The 18,082-nt window shown below is 64.1% G+C and carries 19 protein-coding genes; 10 read left to right on the top strand and 9 right to left on the bottom strand.

Annotation, left to right across the window (positions count from 1 at the left end):
* Positions 1–42: 42 nt before the first annotated feature.
* The 3 genes from ACVWYP_RS11250 to ACVWYP_RS11260 form a co-directional block, all read right to left on the bottom strand.
* Positions 43–2,043 (bottom strand): hypothetical protein, encoded by a 2,001-nt coding sequence (locus ACVWYP_RS11250; RefSeq protein WP_245288739.1) that lies wholly within the window; start codon positions 2,041–2,043, stop codon positions 43–45.
* A 334-nt stretch (positions 2,044–2,377) separates the two neighbouring features.
* Positions 2,378–3,115 carry a sulfite exporter TauE/SafE family protein gene (locus tag ACVWYP_RS11255; RefSeq protein WP_304498675.1) on the bottom strand — a complete coding sequence of 246 codons (738 nt, stop codon included), beginning with the start codon at positions 3,113–3,115 and terminating at the stop codon, positions 2,378–2,380.
* A 138-nt stretch (positions 3,116–3,253) separates the two neighbouring features.
* Complete coding sequence (locus tag ACVWYP_RS11260) at positions 3,254–3,538, bottom strand: hypothetical protein (RefSeq protein WP_304498676.1); 285 nt, start codon at positions 3,536–3,538, stop codon at positions 3,254–3,256.
* Positions 3,539–3,841: 303 nt separating this feature from the next.
* Here ACVWYP_RS11260 and ACVWYP_RS11265 point away from each other — a divergent pair, with 303 nt between their 5' ends.
* Positions 3,842–4,213 carry a cupin domain-containing protein gene (locus tag ACVWYP_RS11265; RefSeq protein WP_304498677.1) on the top strand — a complete coding sequence of 124 codons (372 nt, stop codon included), beginning with the start codon at positions 3,842–3,844 and terminating at the stop codon, positions 4,211–4,213.
* Between the two features lie 27 nt (positions 4,214–4,240).
* Here ACVWYP_RS11265 and ACVWYP_RS11270 read toward each other — a convergent pair whose 3' ends face one another.
* The 3 genes from ACVWYP_RS11270 to ACVWYP_RS11280 form a co-directional block, all read right to left on the bottom strand.
* Positions 4,241–5,374 carry an acyl-CoA desaturase gene (locus ACVWYP_RS11270; RefSeq protein WP_304500219.1) on the bottom strand — a complete coding sequence of 378 codons (1,134 nt, stop codon included), beginning with the start codon at positions 5,372–5,374 and terminating at the stop codon, positions 4,241–4,243.
* A 232-nt stretch (positions 5,375–5,606) separates the two neighbouring features.
* Positions 5,607–5,816 (bottom strand): cold-shock protein, encoded by a 210-nt coding sequence (locus ACVWYP_RS11275; RefSeq protein WP_028341292.1) that lies wholly within the window; start codon positions 5,814–5,816, stop codon positions 5,607–5,609.
* 293 nt (positions 5,817–6,109) lie between these two features.
* On the bottom strand, positions 6,110–6,718 hold the full coding sequence (locus ACVWYP_RS11280) for a TetR/AcrR family transcriptional regulator (protein ID WP_028341291.1): 609 nt from the start codon (positions 6,716–6,718) through the stop codon (positions 6,110–6,112).
* Between the two features lie 112 nt (positions 6,719–6,830).
* Here ACVWYP_RS11280 and ACVWYP_RS11285 point away from each other — a divergent pair, with 112 nt between their 5' ends.
* From ACVWYP_RS11285 to ACVWYP_RS11320, 8 genes are all read left to right on the top strand, one after another.
* Positions 6,831–7,526 (top strand): PspA/IM30 family protein, encoded by a 696-nt coding sequence (locus ACVWYP_RS11285; protein ID WP_304498678.1) that lies wholly within the window; start codon positions 6,831–6,833, stop codon positions 7,524–7,526.
* Between the two features lie 56 nt (positions 7,527–7,582).
* Complete coding sequence (locus ACVWYP_RS11290) at positions 7,583–7,858, top strand: YiaA/YiaB family inner membrane protein (RefSeq protein ID WP_028341289.1); 276 nt, start codon at positions 7,583–7,585, stop codon at positions 7,856–7,858.
* Between the two features lie 300 nt (positions 7,859–8,158).
* Entirely contained in the window at positions 8,159–9,226 is a 1,068-nt protein-coding gene (locus ACVWYP_RS11295; RefSeq protein ID WP_304498679.1) for a hypothetical protein, read from the top strand.
* Positions 9,223–10,098 (top strand): HesA/MoeB/ThiF family protein, encoded by an 876-nt coding sequence (locus ACVWYP_RS11300; protein ID WP_304498680.1) that lies wholly within the window; start codon positions 9,223–9,225, stop codon positions 10,096–10,098. Before ACVWYP_RS11295 ends, ACVWYP_RS11300 begins: the two co-directional genes overlap by 4 nt.
* Positions 10,095–11,294, top strand: a complete 1,200-nt coding sequence (locus ACVWYP_RS11305; RefSeq protein ID WP_456684104.1) for a hypothetical protein — start codon at positions 10,095–10,097, stop codon at positions 11,292–11,294. The genes ACVWYP_RS11300 and ACVWYP_RS11305 overlap by 4 nt, the downstream gene beginning before the upstream one ends.
* The gene (locus ACVWYP_RS11310; protein WP_304498681.1) at positions 11,291–12,412 is read left to right on the top strand and encodes a GNAT family N-acetyltransferase; all 1,122 of its coding nucleotides are present in this window, start codon (positions 11,291–11,293) and stop codon (positions 12,410–12,412) included. Before ACVWYP_RS11305 ends, ACVWYP_RS11310 begins: the two co-directional genes overlap by 4 nt.
* Positions 12,409–13,404 carry a hypothetical protein gene (locus ACVWYP_RS11315; protein ID WP_304498682.1) on the top strand — a complete coding sequence of 332 codons (996 nt, stop codon included), beginning with the start codon at positions 12,409–12,411 and terminating at the stop codon, positions 13,402–13,404. The genes ACVWYP_RS11310 and ACVWYP_RS11315 overlap by 4 nt, the downstream gene beginning before the upstream one ends.
* 82 nt (positions 13,405–13,486) lie before the next feature.
* Positions 13,487–13,693 carry a hypothetical protein gene (locus tag ACVWYP_RS11320; protein WP_024581255.1) on the top strand — a complete coding sequence of 69 codons (207 nt, stop codon included), beginning with the start codon at positions 13,487–13,489 and terminating at the stop codon, positions 13,691–13,693.
* A gap of 272 nt (positions 13,694–13,965) precedes the next feature.
* Here ACVWYP_RS11320 and ACVWYP_RS11325 read toward each other — a convergent pair whose 3' ends face one another.
* Both ACVWYP_RS11325 and ACVWYP_RS11330 read right to left on the bottom strand, forming a co-directional pair.
* Positions 13,966–14,541, bottom strand: a complete 576-nt coding sequence (locus tag ACVWYP_RS11325; protein ID WP_304498683.1) for a DUF2478 domain-containing protein — start codon at positions 14,539–14,541, stop codon at positions 13,966–13,968.
* An 82-nt stretch (positions 14,542–14,623) separates the two neighbouring features.
* On the bottom strand, positions 14,624–16,033 hold the full coding sequence (locus ACVWYP_RS11330) for an aldehyde dehydrogenase family protein (protein WP_304498684.1): 1,410 nt from the start codon (positions 16,031–16,033) through the stop codon (positions 14,624–14,626).
* 342 nt (positions 16,034–16,375) lie between these two features.
* Between ACVWYP_RS11330 and ACVWYP_RS11335 the strand changes: the two genes are divergently transcribed.
* Positions 16,376–16,756 carry a hypothetical protein gene (locus ACVWYP_RS11335; protein WP_304498685.1) on the top strand — a complete coding sequence of 127 codons (381 nt, stop codon included), beginning with the start codon at positions 16,376–16,378 and terminating at the stop codon, positions 16,754–16,756.
* 319 nt (positions 16,757–17,075) lie between these two features.
* Here the strand turns inward: ACVWYP_RS11335 and ACVWYP_RS11340 are convergent, their stop codons facing one another.
* Positions 17,076–17,927, bottom strand: coding sequence for an SDR family NAD(P)-dependent oxidoreductase (locus ACVWYP_RS11340; protein ID WP_304498686.1), 852 nt, complete (start codon positions 17,925–17,927; stop codon positions 17,076–17,078).
* Positions 17,928–18,082: the final 155 nt, after the last annotated feature.

The raw sequence follows: 18,082 nt of genomic DNA on the forward strand, positions 1-18,082 counted from the left end.
CGAGGGGGAGAGGTGGACCGAAATCGCGGCAAGCCGGGCCAGCTAGACGATGGTCGAGAGCGTGAACGCGTGCCACGCACCCCAGTCAATGCCATCGTACGCTCGCACATACATGCTGTCAGTGCCGGTGGTGGCGCCGCCACGCATCCAGATGTCATCGAGGTCGGCGGCATTGACGTCGATCACGGTGCTGGCTGCCCAATGGGAGTTCGCAGAGGTCCAGAAATAGCCGCTGTTGGCGTTGCTGCCGCCATCCCAAAACTGGTATGCGGCCGCGGGATTTCCGTCGACGTCGGAATAGGACAACAAATTGCTGACCTGGCTCCACTCATTGATGTGCAAGGTCTGATTGCTGACCGAGGCATCGGGTGCGTGGTTTGGCAGCGACGTCAGGGTAAAGCTGTCCCAATTGCTCCAGGCGGTGCCGTCGAACGCCCTGACCCACATGGTCTCGGAGCCGCCGGCGGTGCCGCCTTGCACCCAGATGCTGGACAGATCGGACGCCGGAACGTCGATCACCGTGTTGGCTGCCCAGTGTGAATTGGCCGGCGTCCAGAAATAGGCGCTGTTGGCGGCCGAGCCACCGTCCCAGAACTGGTATTTGGTGATCGCATCGCCGTCAGCGTCGGATGCCGTCGTCCAGTTGACGAGCTGCGCCCATTGCGCGGCGTTCAGGGTATGATCGTTGATCGTCGCGGTCGGAGCCGTATTGGTCGACGTCAGAGTAAAGCTGTCCCAATTGCTCCAGGCGGCACCGTCGAATGCCCTCACCCACATCGTCTCGGAACCGGTGGTCGAGCCGCCTTGAATCCACAGATTGGCCAGATCGGATGCTGAAACGTCGATCGTCGTGTTGGCAGCCCAGTGGGAATTGTCGGGCGTCCAGAAATAGGCGCTGGTCGTCCCCGCGCCGCCGTCCCAGAACTGGTATTTGGTGATCGTGTCACCTTCGGCATCGGTGGCAGTGAGCCAGCCCTGCGGTTTGATCCATTGATTGACGTGCAGCGACTGGTCGTTGACGGTCGCGACCGGAGCCGTGTTCGGCGTCGACGTCAACGTGAAGCTGTCCCAGTTGCCCCAGCCCGTTCCGTCGAACGCTCTGACCCACATCGTCTCGGAACCGGTCGTCGAGCCGCCTCGCACCCAGACGTCGGCCAAGTCGGCCGCCGAGACTTCGATCGTCGTGTTGGCGTCCCAGTGGGAATTGGTTGGAGTCCAGAAGTAGCCGCTGGTGGCAGACGTGCCGCTGTCCCAGAACTGGTACTTCGTGATCGCATCATGATCGGCATCCGTCGCCGTCAGCCAGCTGCTGATGGTGACCCACTGATCGATGTGCGTGGAATGATCGCCGATCGTCGCGACGGGGGTCGAGTTCGTTGACGTCAACGTGAAGCTGTCCCAGTTGCCCCAGTCCGATCCGTCGAACGCCCTGACCCACAGCGTCTCGGAGCCGGTCGTCGAACCGCCGCGGATCCAGACATCGGCCAGCTCGGCCGCCGACACCTCGATCGTCGTGTTGGCGTCCCAGTGGGAATTGGTTGGAGTCCAGAAGTAGCCGCTGGTTGCGGACGTGCCGCTGTCCCAGAATTGGTATTTGGTGGCGGCATCCCCGTTGGCGTCGGTGTAATTCAGCCAATCCGTGGCTTGCACCCATGTGTTGATATGCAGCGACTGGTCGCTGATCGTGGCAACCGGCGTACTGTTCGGAATCGTCGTGAAGGTGAACGACGTCCAGGTACTCCAGGCAGTCCCGTCGAAGGCACGTGCCCACAGCGTTTCCGAGCCGCTGACCGAACCGGAACGCAACCACACCTCGGAGAGGTCAGACGCCGCGACGTCGATGACGGTGTTGGCGTCCCAGTGGGAATTGGTTGGAGTCCAGAAGTAGCCGCTGGTCGCGGACGTACCGCTGTCGAAGAACTGATAGCTGACCGCGGAATTGCCATCGGCGTCGGAATAAGTGAGCCATGGCTGTATTTTTTGCCAGTGATTGGACAACAGGCTGTGGTTGCCAATCGTGACGACCGGTGCGGTATTGGCCATGGTTTGCGTCCTCGTGGGGTGCGCCGGTCGAGACCGGCTAATTTCCAAGGTGCAAGGCAATCAATTTTGGACCGTGAGGCGGGCTATTCCTGGTCCAGTGTCGTTCGGCTGGGATCAGCGCATTCCAAAGAAATCGTTAATATCAAATTCAGGATCGCAGAATTTCAATGCAGCATCTATGATGGGTGTCACACCCATCAGTTAGGTCGCGTGCGGCAAAGTGTCCTAGGCCTCGATTCCAACGGCCTCGCGTGACTCGTGCCGCCTTTACCATTGCATCTTGAGACGTCGGGGCGAGATCGTCGCAGCCGCAAGGCCAGTAGTTTTCGAATTTTTATCCGAACGACTTGTGACCGGTGAAGAACAGCAGTTGAATAGCCGCCGCGGCCAGGATGAAGGCCAAAACATATCTGGTAGCGGTTTGCGATAGCCACCGCAGACCTATCGTCGTCCCGATCATGGCGCCAGCCAGCGCTGCCAATGCGTAAAGCCATGTGCCGCTGGTAGGCATTTGGCCGGCATAAACAGCCCCGATCAATCCGACCGCCGAATTCGCGAGAATAAACGGCGCTGACAGCGCCGCTGTCTGCTTGGGTGACGCCCATTGTAATGCGACCAAGATGGGCGCGAGAAAGACCCCTCCGCCGACGCCGGTTAGCCCGGAGACAAGGCCGACACCCGCGCCTACTGCGCCCGCGCCCCATACCGGCGTCAGTCGATCCGGCTCACCAGCCTTAGGACGACGGAAGGCAAGGATAGCCGCAGCAGCGAGAAGAACCGCTCCGGTCGCGACGTCATACAGACGTTCGTCAAGAACGATGAACCCGCCGACAAGAGCGGTCGGGAGCGACGCAATGAGGAGCAGCCTTAGCTTGGCCCAATCAACCAGGCCCGCGCGATGAAAGCGCCAGGTCGAATAGGTAGCTGCGATGATATTGAGTAGCAGCGCCGTTGGACGCATCTCGTTCGAAGGGAACGAGGCGAATGCCATGAGAGCAAGAAATGCTGTCCCGCCAGCTTGACCAACCGTAGCATAGAGCAGCGAGACGCCGGCGAACATCAACGTCAGCATTGAGGTTCTTTCCCAAGCGTGCCGAGGCTAACAGAACGTCAGGACGAGCCAAGGGTGAAAAAAGTACCGATACGACAGGAGGTGCGATCGCGACCACGGAATGCTCGCGCGTCGCTTGTGCGGCGTGCGAGCGAGTGACTACTTGATCGTCGCGTGCACGGTGATGACCGAGGTGCCGGATGCCTTCGGCCCCTGGCCCGTTGCCCTGATGGCAAACGTGTCGCTGCCCTTGTACTTGGCCTTCGCCCTGTATTCGAAGGTCGATGCGTTGATCTTCTTCAGCTTGCCGTAGGCCGGCTTTTGCGAGATCGAGGAGTCCGTCACCGTGCCGCGGATTCCGATCGGGATCTGGCAGCTTTGGCCTGATGCGACGTCGATATCGCCGGTCGAATTCTCGCCCCAATCCGCCAATGTCACCGACATCGAGCATTCCGGCACGGGCTGCGCCGAAGACGCTGGCGTGACATTTGATGTAAAGATGAGCGCCAGGGCGGCGACCCCCGACGCCCGCGTCGTGACGATACTCGTTTTCATGCAAGGCCCACTGCTGAAGGTTCTCGGCGCAGGAATCCTGCAACGTGGGGGCAGGGGTGGCAAGGGCTTCGCCTCGCCCGCGCGACATGTGTTGAAATGCCTGGGCGCTTGTTGCGTCGCTGAAGCGTCCCCATAGTCATCGCAGCCTTGATCCGATCGGGGCAAAGGCGCGCGCGACAGGGAAGGGTTCCAATGGCTGAAAGCAACGACGGTCAGGCAAACGCTCAACCAGCCGGATTTGCCGGCGTCACCCGCAAGACCCTTGAGCGTCTCGCTTTGCCCGGCGATGATCGCGAGCTTGTCGTTGCCGAGGTGACCTATCCGCCCGGCGGCGTCGCTCCGCTGCACCGCCACCCCGTTGGCGGCGTGGTCTTCATCGTCGAAGGCGTTGCCGAGTCCGCCTATGGCGACGAGGCGCCGCGCCAGTATCGGGCAGGCGAGACCTTGCAGGATCGACCCGACGTTCCGCACACGCTGTTTCGCAATCGCGATCCGGAGCGGCCGCTGCGCTTCCTGACGATCTACGCGCTCGAACCCGGGCGCGCCTACACGATGGAGCCGTGAGGTTGCGAAAAGGCCAGAGGCAAAATACTACCGCTGGCTCGCTTGAGGTTTCGGGTTTGCGCCAGCCAGCGGAGGTGGAACGGCGAGCAGGAGGCAAACCGATTCCACCAGGAGTTCATGTGCACGGTCGACAATGTCGTCCAACGAACTCGTCTTCGCGAACATGGCCTGGGCTTCAGCCAACAACCGGTCACGCGTTGGTATGCTGGGCAGATGCAAGTCGGCACGATGCTGCAACAGAGCAAGCGCTTCCCGCACCGACAGTCCGGTTTCGTGGACCGACGATTTGATAGCCAGCGCGATGTATTCGGGATTGAAGCGACCAGCGAGCTGCTCAGCCGTTCGCTTGATCACGCGCGATCCCAAGCGCTGCTCGTTGCGGAGGACCTGCATGGGCGGCGCCTTCAGATCCCAGACAATACCGAGCCAGGACAAGGCCACCAAGACATAATAGGTCACGTCAATCTCCCACCACCGGAAGCCTTGCCGCGCACTGCTTTGGTAGGCGTGATGATTGTTGTGCCAACCCTCACCCATCGTAAACAGAGCCAGCAGCCAATTGTTGCGGGAGTCATCGCCCGTAACATACCGCTTGCGCCCGTGAACATGCGCGAGGGAGTTGATGCAAAACGTGGCGTGATACAGCAGCACGGTGCTCCAGAAGAAACCGACCACGAGCCCGGGCCATCCGGCGATGAGGAAGCACAGACCTGCGACCACGATCGCCGGCAAGACCTCCAATCTGTGCAGCCACATCAACTCCGGATACGAGGCGAAATCCGCAACTTTCGTCAGATCCGTTGCATCGTGCTGTCGATAAAAGATCCAGCCGAGATGACTGTACACGAAGCCCTTATGCCCCGGTGAATGCACATCCTGCCCCGTATCCGAATGAAGATGGTGATGTCGATGTTTCGCGGCCCACCAAAGGACGCTTTTCTGGGCGCTGCTTTGGGCGAGGAATGCAAGGATGAATTGAAACGCCCGGCTTGTTGAGTAAGCCCGATGCGAGAAGTAGCGATGATACCCGGCCGTGATCGCAAACATGCGCAGCCAGTACAGAGCGACGCAAATTGCAATCGCCGGCCATGAGACGCCCGTCCAGACCGCCGCCAGACATCCTGCGTGCACCAACAGGAACGGGAGGACCTGCGGGTACATGATGTCGTCGTGCTGCGGAGCTGGATCGATATTGGTGGACACGCTCGCGACCTCGGCTGCTTCAATGCGCAGGCCGTTTCGCAGGCGGACGGTTCAAGTCCTGATCCTGGCGGGCATCGCGCGCGGTGTTGACAAAGAGAACCCCGCGGCCGGGTGACCAGTCGCGGGGTCGCGTAACCAGAGGCTTTGCCAGTTCATCCGTGGTCAAAGCAGCATGGCCGATTGTCGCAGCTTACACCGCGCGCAGATTGTCCGCAGCAGATTTGCCGGTCCGGCGGTCTGCAACGATCTCAAAAGAGACCTTCTGTCCCTCGTTGAGGGTGCTCATGCCGGCGCGTTCGACTGCGCTGATATGAACGAAAACGTCCTGGCCTCCCTGGTCCGGCTGAATGAAGCCGAAACCCTTCTGGCTGTTGAACCACTTCACAGTTCCCATGCTCATGGAAAATCGTCCTATAGATGCGTGTTTGGAGCCGCACTCACGAGCGCAGCAGGCGAATTCGAAGTTTAGGGGGTGAGGGTCGTCAGTCAGGCACGCTATCAGCGGCGAGGCCAAGTCGTTCGGCCGAAACTCCATCTGTGGTATATGGCTACGGTTCGGTCATTCCGCAAGCGGTTTTCTCCCTTTCTGACCTCGGCCGCTGCGTCCCCCTGGGGCAACGGCTGCAATTCACGGTGCTCTGCGGCACCTTTGCTTGACCGCATTGGCGGGGACGTCGTGCGGGGCCACACGTCCTAATCCTTCTTCGCCGTCAGCCCGTCGACCATCGCGCGCGTCAACGTGGCGATCTCGCTGCGCAATGCGCCGATCGGCACCGCGATCAGCTTGTGCTCCAGCCCGAGCGCGACCATGCCATGCACGGCGGAGAACAGGCTGCGCGCGGTGACGCCGAGTTGCGCCGGCGAACGCTGCGGAAACAGCGCGGCGAGCGGCTTGTAGATGTGGCGGAACAATTCCATCTGCTCGGTGATCGCCCATTCCGGCACCGGCTTGCCGGGCTGCATGCGATGCTCGAACAGCGCGCGCCACAGTTCGAGATTGTCGGCGGCGAAGTCGCAATAGGCGACCGCGATCCGCACCAGCATCTCGCGCGGCGCCGCAGCCCCGCCGATCTCGGCCAGCGACAGCGACGCATCGAGCCGCGCCAGCGTGCGCGAGCCGACGCGCAGGATCAGCTCGTCGACATCCTCGACCAGATTGTAGACGCCGCCATTGGCGACGCCGATTTCCTGGGCCAGTTCGCGGGTTTTCAGGCCACCGAGACCCTTTGCCGCAATCGCCCGTTCCGCCGCCTCGATCAGCGCTTCCCGCAGTTTTGCACGTCGTTCCAATGCCTTGGACATCTTTGATCCTTCGTTAACCACAACTTTGAGCGATGCTCAAATAATTCTTGAGCGTTGCTCATTATGTGGTACAAGAGATTCATGAGCGATGCTCATAACAGGGAGCGATGAAATGTTCAAAACTGTTTTCACTCTTTTCCGCGGCAGCGTGGCAGCAGCGGAGGAGGAACTGCAAGACCGGACCGCGCTGGTCATCCTCGACCAGCAGATGCGCGATGCCGCCGCCGCCGTCGACCGCTCGAAGCGGACCCTGGCGCTGGCCATCGCCGGCGACCAGCAGGAGGGCCGACGGCTCGACGCCACCAACGCCCGGATCGCCGATCTCGAGGTGCGCGCGTCGGCGGCACTCGAGGGCGGCCGGGAAGATCTCGCCCGCGAAGCCGCGCAGGCGATCGCCAATCTCGAAGCCGAGCGCGATGCCGCGATGACCGCACGCGCGCTGTTCGCCTCCGAGATCACCCGGCTGAAGCGCCATGTCGGCAACGCCGAGGCGCGGATCGCCGAGCTCGACCGCGGCCGGCGGCTGGCCCGCGCTTCGGAAGCGGTGCGTTCACTGCGCCGGAGCGGCATCGAGGCAGCCCGCCCCTACGAGTCGACGCTGCCGGAAGCCGAGGCGACGCTGAAGCGGCTGCGCGAGCGGCAGATGGAGATCCAGGCCGCCGACGAGGCGTTGATCGAGATCGACGCCGCCGCGGGACCATCAGTCACCGCCGAGAAGCTCGCCGAGCAGGGTTTTGGCCCGCGCATGAAATCGACCGCCGACGACGTGCTGGCGCGGCTGAAAGCCAAGCGCCCGAACGCAGCCTGAAACCTCAAGCCTGAAATTGATCCTTCGTCAAATTTCGCAACATCAAGGAGATTGCCATGAACCAGACCATCCAACCCCACAGCGGCAGCTGGGTTACCTTCACCTACGCGTCCTTCGCGGCTTCCGCCTTCCTCGTCGCCATCGGCGTGTTCTTCCTGCCGATCGACCTCTGGATGAAGGGCTATCTGACGATGGGCATCGTGATGCTGATCCAGACCTGCGTCACGCTGACCAAGACGGTGCGCGACAATTACGAGAGCAGCAAGTTCGTGAACCGCATCGAGGACGCCAAGGCCGAGCGCCTGCTGATGGAAGTCTCCAAGGCAGGGTGAGAAGGCGGCCGACAGGAAGCGGCGGGTGTTTCGCACTCGCCGCTTTTGCCTTGGGTGGCGGAAGCTGCCTCCCGTTGTCATTGCGAGCGGAGCGAAGCAATCCATTCCTCCGCGTATGCGGATCGATGGATTGCTTCGTCGCTTTGCTCCTCGCAATGACGGTGGATGAGTCGCCAGCTCTTACGGCCAACTTGTTTCGTTTCCGGAAGGCCTTGTTTACCCTGCGGCAAACAGCGTCAGGTTGCGCTCATGGCTCCTTAACAGGGGCGAGTGCAGAGATCGCGCCCGAGGGACAGAGAAATGGCGTCCACGGACAATCCCACGCCGGCTTCGCGCGGCGGCAAGAGCCTTGCCAAGAGTCTCGGCAGAGCGCGCGCCGCCTTTGACGGTCTGCGCAGCCATGGCGGCTTCTGGCTGAAGGCGCTGTCGCAGCCGACCATCGATCTCAGCCTGCGCACCCAGGCCGGCCAACGCACCCGCGTCGTCGAATCCCCGGGCCTGTCGCTGCCGAGGGACGAGCTCGACGCGCTGGTCGAGCAGCTGCGTATCGTTGCCGCCAAGACGCTGCCCGAGGAGAGCCTGACCTATGGCATCTTCTCCGGTGAACCCGAGCGGCTGTCGCGCGCCATCGTCACGCTGATCTCGGAGGAAGACACCGGGCGGCCGATCGCCTTCAACGCGCTGTCGGTGATGGACGTGCCGCTCGACGGCGAGCCGGCCGAGGTCACCCATCTCGGCCTCGTCATGGTCGATCCCGATGTGCGCGGGCAGGGGCTGTCCTGGGTGCTCTACGGCCTGACCGCGCTGGTGCTGTTCGCCCGCGACGGGCTGCGGCCGAAATGGATCTCCAACGTCACCCAGGTGCCCGCGGTGGTCGGCATGGTCAGCGATACATTCTCGGACGTGTTTCCGTCCCCGTTGCCGGGCGCGCGCCAGAGCTTTGCGCATCTGCAGCTGGCGCGCGGCATCATGGCAAGGCATCGCGCGGTGTTCGGCGTCGGCGAGGAGGCCGGGTTCGACGAGGCGCGCTCGGTCATCACCAACGCCTATACCGGCGGCTCGGACGCGCTGAAGAAGACCTTCGAGATCGCGCCGAAGCACCGCGATGCCGTCTACAACGAGTTTTGCGAGCGCGAGCTGGACTACGGCCGCGGCGACGACGTGCTGCAGATCGGCCGCGTCGATCTTGCCGGCGCGCGCCGCTATCTCATGAGCGAGGTGCCCTCGGGCTCGCTGCCGTCGCTGCTCGCGGCGTCCGCGATGCTGGCGCTGCAGCGGCTGGTGCTGCCGGTGGTCTACTGGATGGACGACAGCCGCGCCTTCGGCACGCTGCGTCCGCGCAAGCAGGATAGCGGGGCCGCGCGATGAATTTCGACTACTACTCCTTCACCGGCCGCAATATCGGCTTCATCGACGAGCACGAGCAGCAGCTGCTGCGTCAGGCGCGGGTGTTCGTCTGCGGCGTCGGCGGCATGGGCGGCGCGGCCTTCATGGCGCTGGCGCGCGCCGGCGTCGGCAAATTCGTGATCGCCGACATCGACCGCTTTGAGGTTTCCAACCTCAACCGCCAGGTGTTCGCTTTCGCCGACGAGGTCGGGCGAGAGAAGGCGGCGGTCGCCGCCGAAGCGGCGAGGCGCATCAATCCGACCATCGAGATCGAGGTGCTTGGCGAGAACTGGACCAGCGAGCTCGCCGCGATCGCCGCGCAGTGCCCGGTCATCGTCAACGGCATGGACGATATCGCTGCCGGCGTTCATCTGTACCGGACCGCGAAGCACGCCGATGCAACCGTGATCGACGCCTACATGTCGCCGCTGCCGTCGGTGATCGTGGTGCGCCCGCACGATCCGCGGCCCGAGCAGCGCCTCGGCTTCCCGACCCTTGGCAAGGACTGGACCGATATCACCGAGGACGACCGCCGCGCCGCGATGCGCGCCGAGATCGAGCACGTGATGCTGCACTCCTCGTCGCGCAACTATGTCGACCTCGCCATTGCGGGCGAAGTCGCCGCCGGTCGCCGCAGCCGGATGTCGTTCGCGCCGATGGTGATCTCGACCGGCATGCTGATGGCCTACGAGGCGGTCGCGCTGATCCTGGGCCGCACCTCCGGCACCGATTGCCGCGGCTGGTTTCTCAACCCGCATCGGCCCGCGATCGAGAAGCCGCGCAATGCGCTCGTTGCCGCCCTGATGCGTCCGCTGGTGCGGCGGGCGATCGATGAACTGACTGGCAGCAAATGACCTCCGGGGTGATCGCCGATTCCATCGTCAATCTGTGCGGCGCCATCGGGCTTGCCGTGGCGATGATGACGTTCTACCGGCGCGATCCAAGGAGCCCGTTGACGCGCCGCCTGCTCCTCGCGCTCGGCGTGATCGCGATCCTGTTCCTCGACCGCGGCCTTGCCTGGTCGACCGGAAGCCGCCTGCTCGACCGCCTCTCGGTGATCCCGGCCTCGCTGGTCCCGCTCGGCGCCCTGATCGTCACCGAAGGCATTTTGCGGCGCCACGCGCCGCGCCCGGTCAAGATCGCGGCGCTCGCGGGCGGCATCCTGCTCGGTCTTGGTGGTCTGTTCGGGCTGCAACGGCTGGCGATGCCTTACGCGATCGCGCTGGCGCTGTTCCAGCTCTTGGGCTTCGCCACTTGCGCGTTCCTGCTGGCGACGCGGGATCGCGCCGCGCTGATGGCCTCGGAAAACCGCAGCATCGGCCGTATGGCGGTCGGCGCGCTGGTCGTGATCCCGTTCATCCTCACCGATTTCCGCACGCTGTTTCCTGATATCCCTGTGCGGCTCGGCGCGCTGGGCGCTCTGCTCACCGTGACCGTGATGCTGATTGCCGGCGGCGGCGCCGAGACGCGCCGGCACGGCCTTGCGATGATGGCGCTGCGGCTGATCTCGTCGGGCCTCTTGGGCCTCGCCGCTGCCTTCATGGCGCCCGACGTCGACGCCGCGCAGATGGTCCGTTTCGTCGCGGTTGCGATCGCCGGCGTGCTGACCATCGGTCTGATGACGGACGCGCTGCGGGCGCTGTTCGAATCGCAGGAGCCGGGCGTGCTCAATTCGGTCGCGGCATCGCCGGCGCAGACCCGCGAGCAGTTGATCGCCGAGCTGGCGCGGCATCCGATCTTCGAAAGCGCGCGGCGCTTCCGCGAGAACGAGCTCGCGCCCTACGATCCGCCGCTGCTGCACGACTTCCTGTCGACGCGGCGCGTGCTGCGGCGGTCCGACGCGCCATGGGGGCTGGCGCCGACCGATCCCGCGGCCGAGCGCATGGTGTCGCTGATCTCGGCCAACAACGCCTCCCATGTCATCGTGCTCGGACATGATCCGCTCGACCTGATCGTGCTCGCGGTGCCCGTCACCGCGGCCGATCCCGCCACTGAAACCGCGCTGGCGCTGGTACGTCGGCTGCTGGCGTTGACCCCGGAGGCCAAATGACATCAGAGATCCGCGAGGGCGACCGCAGGGCGGCATTCGACGCCGCGCTCAATGCCTATGGGCGCGACAGCCTCTACGTGCCGCCGCTGTGGAGCGATTTCGACCGGATGTTCGATCCGGCGAAGAACCCGTTCGTCACCGAAGGCCACGGCCGCTATGCGCTGTTCTCCGCGCATCGCGATGGGCGGCCGGTCGGCCGCATTGCCGCCTCGATCCACGATGCGTCCAACCGCAAGCACGGCACCCGCCACGGCGCATTCGGCTTCTTCGATTGCATCGACGAGGTCGAGGTGGCCGATGCGCTGCTGCACGCCGCCGAGCAATGGCTGTCGGCGCGCGGCATGAGCCGCGTCGCCGGCAATTTCAATCTGACGGCCATGCAGCAGATCGGCGTGATGACCGACGGGTTCGACCATGCGCCGTTCACCGACATGATGTGGTCGCCGCCGCACATCGCAAAGCATCTCGAACGCGCCGGCTACGCCGCGACCTTCCCGATGACGACGTTCGAGATCGCGCTCGACGGCGGCAAGCCGGAGCAACTGCTCGGCGACAAGCAGCGCGCGGTGCTCACTGACCCGGATTTCGTCTGGCAGCCGATCAAGCGTTCCGCCTTCAAGGTGCGGCTGGAGGATGCGCGGCTGATCCTCAATGACGGCTTTGCCGACAATCCGATGTTCGTGCCGCCGACCGCCGCCGAATATCTGTTCCAGGCGGGCGACATGATGTGGATCATCGACAAGCGGATTTCGACCGTGGTCTATCACCGCGGCCGCCCCGCCGGCGCGATCATCGCGATCCCCGACCTCAATCCGCTGATCAAGGCGATCGGCGGCCGGGTCGGGCTGTCAGCGCCGGTCAAATTCGTGCAGCACCGCGTGATGAACAGGCGCGCGGTGCTGATCTATCAGTCGGTCTGCCGCGACCTGCACAATCGCGGCCTCAACGGCGCGATGCTCTACCGCACCGCGCTGGCGTTGCAGGAGGCCGGCTACCGCACGCTGGGCGGCACCTGGATCGCCGATATCAACGGTCCCTCGCTGCGCCAGGTCGAGAAGGTCGGCGCAACGCCGCTGCATCGGCTGCATCTGTTCACCAAGCGGCTGGCCGCGGCATGAGCGAGCTGACGCCGGATTTGCTGCGCGAGGTGGTCGCGGAGGCGCGGCTGGCGCCGAGCGTCCACAACATCCAGCCGACGCGCTGGCGCTTGCTCGACGATGGGCGGCTGGCGCTGGTCGACGCGACCGGTGTGCGCGCGCCGGTCGCCGACCCCGCGGGGCATGACGTTCGGGTGTCGCACGGCGCGGCGCTGGAGGGTATGAGCCTCGCGCTTAACCGCCGTGGCTTCGCAATCACGGGCATGACCACGATCGAGCAGCCGCTGTCGCCGCAACTCTCCCTGCTCTGCTCTTTTGCGATCAGGCAAGGAGCCGAGCCCGATCCGCTGGCGGACCTCGTGGCACGCCGCATGTCGTGGCGCGGCAAGTTCGTGGCGTCGGCTGACGATGCGGCGGCGCTCGCGCAGCTGGCCGCCGCGCGCGACGATGTGATCTGCATTGGCGATCGCGGGGCGATTGCCGATATCGCCGGCTGGGCCGACCGGGCCGAATTCTCCTTTGTCCGCGGTGACGACTACCGGGCTGAGCTGCTTGCATGGATGCGGCTGTCGCCCGGCCATCCGCACTATCTGCTCGACGGGCTCAACCGTGATGCGCTCGCCATGAATGCGGTCGAGGCCGCCGCCGCGCGCTACGTGCTCGGCACCCTGTTCAAGCCGCTCGATCGTCTCGGCCTCGCCGCGTCGTTGCTTGCCGACGGCGCCAAGACCGCGTCGGCATCGGCGATCGTGCTGTTTTGCCGTCCCGTCGGTGAGGATCCACTCACGACCGGACGACATTTCTACCGCGCCTGGCTGGAGATCGATCGCGCCGGTTTCGCGGCGTGCCCGATCTCGGCGCTATCAGATCATCCTGATTTCAACGACCGGCTGCGAAAGCTCGGCAAAATTGGCGCCGATCTGCGCCTCGTCAACGTGTTCCGCATCGGCCGGCCATCAAAACCGATCAAACCGCGGCATTTCCGGTTGCCGGTTGACCGGCTCATTGTCTGAAAATTAAGCTGCAATCCCCGCTGTCAAAACTTCACGCGGTCGTGCTATGACGCCGCCCGCTAACCAACGACCGGTGGAGATGATGTCGAAGCAATCGCTGCGCGAGGAGGCTGAACGCCTCATCCGCGAGACCATGGAAAAGCGGAACTTGGTCATCAAGCAGGGCACGACCCGGATCGAGGCCGTTTGCGGCAAATGCGGTGCGCCGAACCGGGTGCAGGCGGAAAAGGGCCAGTCCCGCGTCAAGTTCACCTGCAAGAATTGCGACCACAAGCAGGAGACGCTCTGAGCCGGGCCGTGGTCCGTAGCGTGGGTTAGCTGCCCATCCTACGATTCTATTTGTCCCGTCATCCTGAGGAGCCGCGAAGCGGCGTCTCGAAGGATCGACGGCCACCGACCGGGCCGTGCATCCTTCGAGACGCGCGCAAGTGCGCGCTCCTCAGGATGACGGTGATAGTGCGCAGTCGCGTAGGATGGGTGGAGCCAAGCGATACCCATCAATTGCATCCGCGCGGCGAGATGATGGGTATCGCTGCGCTCCACCCATCCTACGAAGCCCCTTTACTTGAACGCCTCGCAGACCGTGGTGTGATCCGGTGCGGTCCGGGCCGCGGCCCGCAGCGAGACGCTGCGCCACCAGGCATCGAGCGCGTGACGGTCGCAGGCGAGCTTCACGCTCATCCCGCCCGCGAACTTGATCCAGTCCGCAAAGCTCGCGCGCGACACCGCGATCACGACGGGAATGTCGGCGCCGAGCGCGCGCTCGATCAGGAAGCCAAGCCCCTTGCCGTCGCGCTCCCGCTTGCCGAAGCGGTTGATGATGACGAGATCGGCGCCGTCAGCGAGCGCATCGGCGACGCGGATGCCGGCGGCCTGCAGCCGTGACAGATCGAGCTTGCAGCCGGTGGCGCCAGGACTCGTAGGACTTTGGCTCGGCGGCTGCGCCAGCAGCAGCGTCTCGCCGCTATGCACCAGCACGGCCGACAGGCTGGAATCGGCGCATTGGCCTGATTGCACCATGCCGACGACGCGCGCGCCGTGTGCTCTCAGATCGCCGGCGAAATCGCGCAGGACGGCGTCGGGATCGTCATTGGCGTCATAGACCAGGGCGGCGAGGTCGCATTCGGCGTCGAACATGACGGGCTCTGTTCGTTGTGGAGGAGGGAGGCAACCGCGGCGCCAAGGGGAGCCAAGGCGTCGCGGCCGCAGGATTTGCGGATCAGGCGGCCGGCGGGCCGTTGATGATCTGCAGCTGGGTGAATTCGGCGAGGCCTTCCTCGGCGAATTCGGTGCCGATGCCCGACTGCTTGGCGCCGCCGAACGGAATGTTCGGGGCCATGTCGAGATGCTTGTTGATCCACACCGTGCCGGCCTCGATCCGGGTCGCGATCTCATGCGCACGCTTTATGTCGGACGACCAGACCGACGCGCCGAGGCCGTAGGTGGTGGCATTGGCGCGGCGGATCACGTCATCCTTGTCGGAATATTTGATCACAGGCAGCACCGGACCGAACTGCTCCTCGTCGACCAGCTTGGAGCCTTCCTTGATGTCGCGCACGATGGTCGGCTCGATGAAATAGCCGGGGCGGTCCATCGCGGCACCGCCGGCGATCACGTTGCCGTTCTTGCGGGCGTCGTCGAGGAACGCCTTCACCTTCTCGTACTGCATCTTGTTCTGCAGCGGCCCGAGCTTCGTGCCCTGCTTTGAGCCGTCGTCGACCACGGTGTTCTTGGCGATCGCGACCAGCTCGTTGCATATCTCGTCATAGACGGATTCATGCACGTAGAGCCGCTTGATGGCGAGGCAGACCTGCCCGGAGTTCTGGAACGCGCCCTCGAATATCCCGGGCGCGACCTTCTTCGGATCGACGTCGTCGAGCACGATGCCGGCGTCGTTGCCGCCGAGCTCGAGCGTGATCCGCTTCAAGGTCTGCGATGCGCTCGCCATCACCTTCTGGCCGGTGGCCGACGAGCCGGTGAAGGAGATCTTGCGGATGTCAGGGTGCTTGGTCATATGGTCGCCGAGATCGTTGGCGTCGGCGATGAAGTTGAGCACGCCCTTCGGCAGGATGTCCTTGACCAGCTCGGCAAAGCGCAGCGAGGCCAGCGGCGTGGTGGGCGCGGGCTTCACCACCAGCGTGTTGCCGGCGAGCAGCGCCGACGGCAGCTTGAACGCCAGGATCAGAAGCGGATAGTTCCAGGGAATGATCGCGCCGACCACGCCGAGCGGGCGGCGATAGGCCTCGACCTTGCGGTCGCCGGAATTCTCGATCACGCGCATCGGCAATTCGAGCGAGCCGAGATACCGGAAGAAGCCGGCCATGCCCATCACCTCGCCGGTGGCGTCGGCGAGCGGCTTGCCCTGTTCGCTGGTCAGGATATGCGCGAGCTCGTTGGCGTTGGTCTCGATCACCTCGGCCATCTTGATGATCAGCTTGCGACGCTCCTCGATCGGCGTGGCGGCCCAGGCCGGGTAGGCGGCCTTCGCGGCGGCGACGGCCTTGTCGAGCTGTTCCCTGGAGGCGCGCGGGCATTGCGCCACCACCTCTTCGGTCGCCGGATTGAGCACCGGCATGGTCTGGTCGCCGGGTACCATCTTGCCGTCGATGAGAAGCTTGTAATCACTCATTGGCCTTGCTCTCCCTGGTCAAACGGGTCCTTCGCGGACCTCGCTATATTCATGTGTATATCACGGCTGCGGCGTGGACGCCACGGCCATTCAGGGCACGCGCGCGGCACTGCCGAACCGAATGAATTCTCTGGAAAATCGTGAAGAAAAATCAGCCTGAGCTTTGCGCTGATTTATTCGCGGTTGCCCGCCCGGCGTCAATCGGGGCGCCGCGGGCTTCAATGGATTCTAATGCCGCGCGCGCCTCTGCCGGTAGCCGCCGCGGCTATACTTTTAAGGGCTGGACGCTGATCGTCTTCGCGATATATTGAATTGAATATAACGATGATCCGGAGTGCCGGCATGCAGATCGAAACCCAGGAGCTCACCACCTGCGAAGTCGCGTCCGACGGCTGCGCCATTTCGCTGGGGTTCGTGGACGGCAAGGGCGAGCCCGCAACCATCCGCCTGTCGATCAACCAGGTCGGCGCGCTGGTCATGACCTTGCCCGGGCTGATCAGCAAGGCGCTGCAGACCCGCTTCGGCGACCAGACCTTGCGCTACGCCTATCCGCTGGATTCCTGGGTGATCGAACAGTCGACCGATCCGGCGCAGGGCATGATGACGCTGAAGACGTCGGACGGCTTCAGCGTCTGCTTCTCGATCCCGCGCGCCCAGCAGAGCGAGCTCGGCGAGGCGCTGGTGGCGCAGCCGGCGACAAGGGTGCAGGTGCGGGCGAATTAAGATCGTAGCTTCGTAGGGTGGGTTAGCCGAAGGCGTAACCCACCATTTGTGCCGCGGCGGGAGAAGAGGTGGGTTACGCTCGGCCAACCCACGCTCCGGACTATCACCGTCATCCTGAGGAGCCGCGAAGCGGCGTCTCGAAGGATGAATCGGCCCTAGTCGGGCCGTCGACCCTTCGAGACGCGCTTCGCGCTCCTCAGGGTGACGGGATAAATAGCCGCGTAGGATGGGTGGAGCGAAGCGATACCCATCAAATAGCTGGCCGCGGGAGAGATGATGGGTTTCGCTTTGCTCTACCCATCCTACGATTCCCCGCGGCTTACTTCCCCTTCACGAACGCGGCGAACGCGTCGCCGTAATCCGGATGCCAGCGCGACAGCGGCGGGCGGTTCTCTACGATATCGCCGGCGGCCCACAGGATGCGGCGCTCGTCGAGCGCGCGCGGCACGTCGTTATCGGGGCAGAGGATGTAGAAGTCGCCGGCCTCGAGGCGTTCGATCATGAAGTCGACGGTCTGCTCCGCCGTCCAGGCGCCGGCCGGCTTCTCGGTGCGGCCGCGGGCGGTCAGCCCGGTGAAGACAAAGCCCGGGATCAAGAGATGCGCCGTGATCTCGCAGCCGTCGGTGTTGCGCAGCTCGTGCTGCAGCGCCTCGGTGAATGCCTTCACGCCGGCCTTGGAGACGTTGTAGGCGGGATCGCCCGGCGGCGTGGTGATGCCCTGCTTGGAGCCGGTGTTGATGATCAGCCCCGGCCGGCCGCGCTTGATCATGTTGGGCGCGAACGCCTGCGTGCCGTTAATCACGCCCCACAGATTGACGCCGAGGATGCGCTGCCAATTGTCCGCGGGCCCGAACATCGCGCTGCCGGGCTGGATGCCGGCATTGTTCATCAGGATGTCGGTGCCGCCGAATTTTTTCGCGACCGTGTCCTCCAGGCTTGCGACCGCGTCGGCGCGGCTGACATCTACCGCTGCTGTCATGATGTCATCAGCGCCGCCGGGTGCTGCAGATGACAGTTTTGTCGCAGCGGCCTTCAGCCGGTCATCGCCGAGATCTGCGATGCAGACCTTCATGCCGGCCTGCGCGAACCGCAATGCGGCGGCAAGTCCGATGCCGGAGGCGCCGCCGGTGATCACGGCAACATGATTGGCTGATATCACGGGGTGGGGCATGGGGTGGTCTCCGGACACATATGTGGCTGAGGGTATAGTGCAGTTCGGTGGCTTCATCCTTCGAGACGCCGCTTCGCGGCTCCTCCAGCGACAAGGCAAAGCCTTTGCGCGGGGATGAGGTGTTATATCAGACCCTCATGGTGAGGAGCGCGGCA

It is taken from the genome of Bradyrhizobium sp. USDA 3262, from assembly GCF_054060035.1.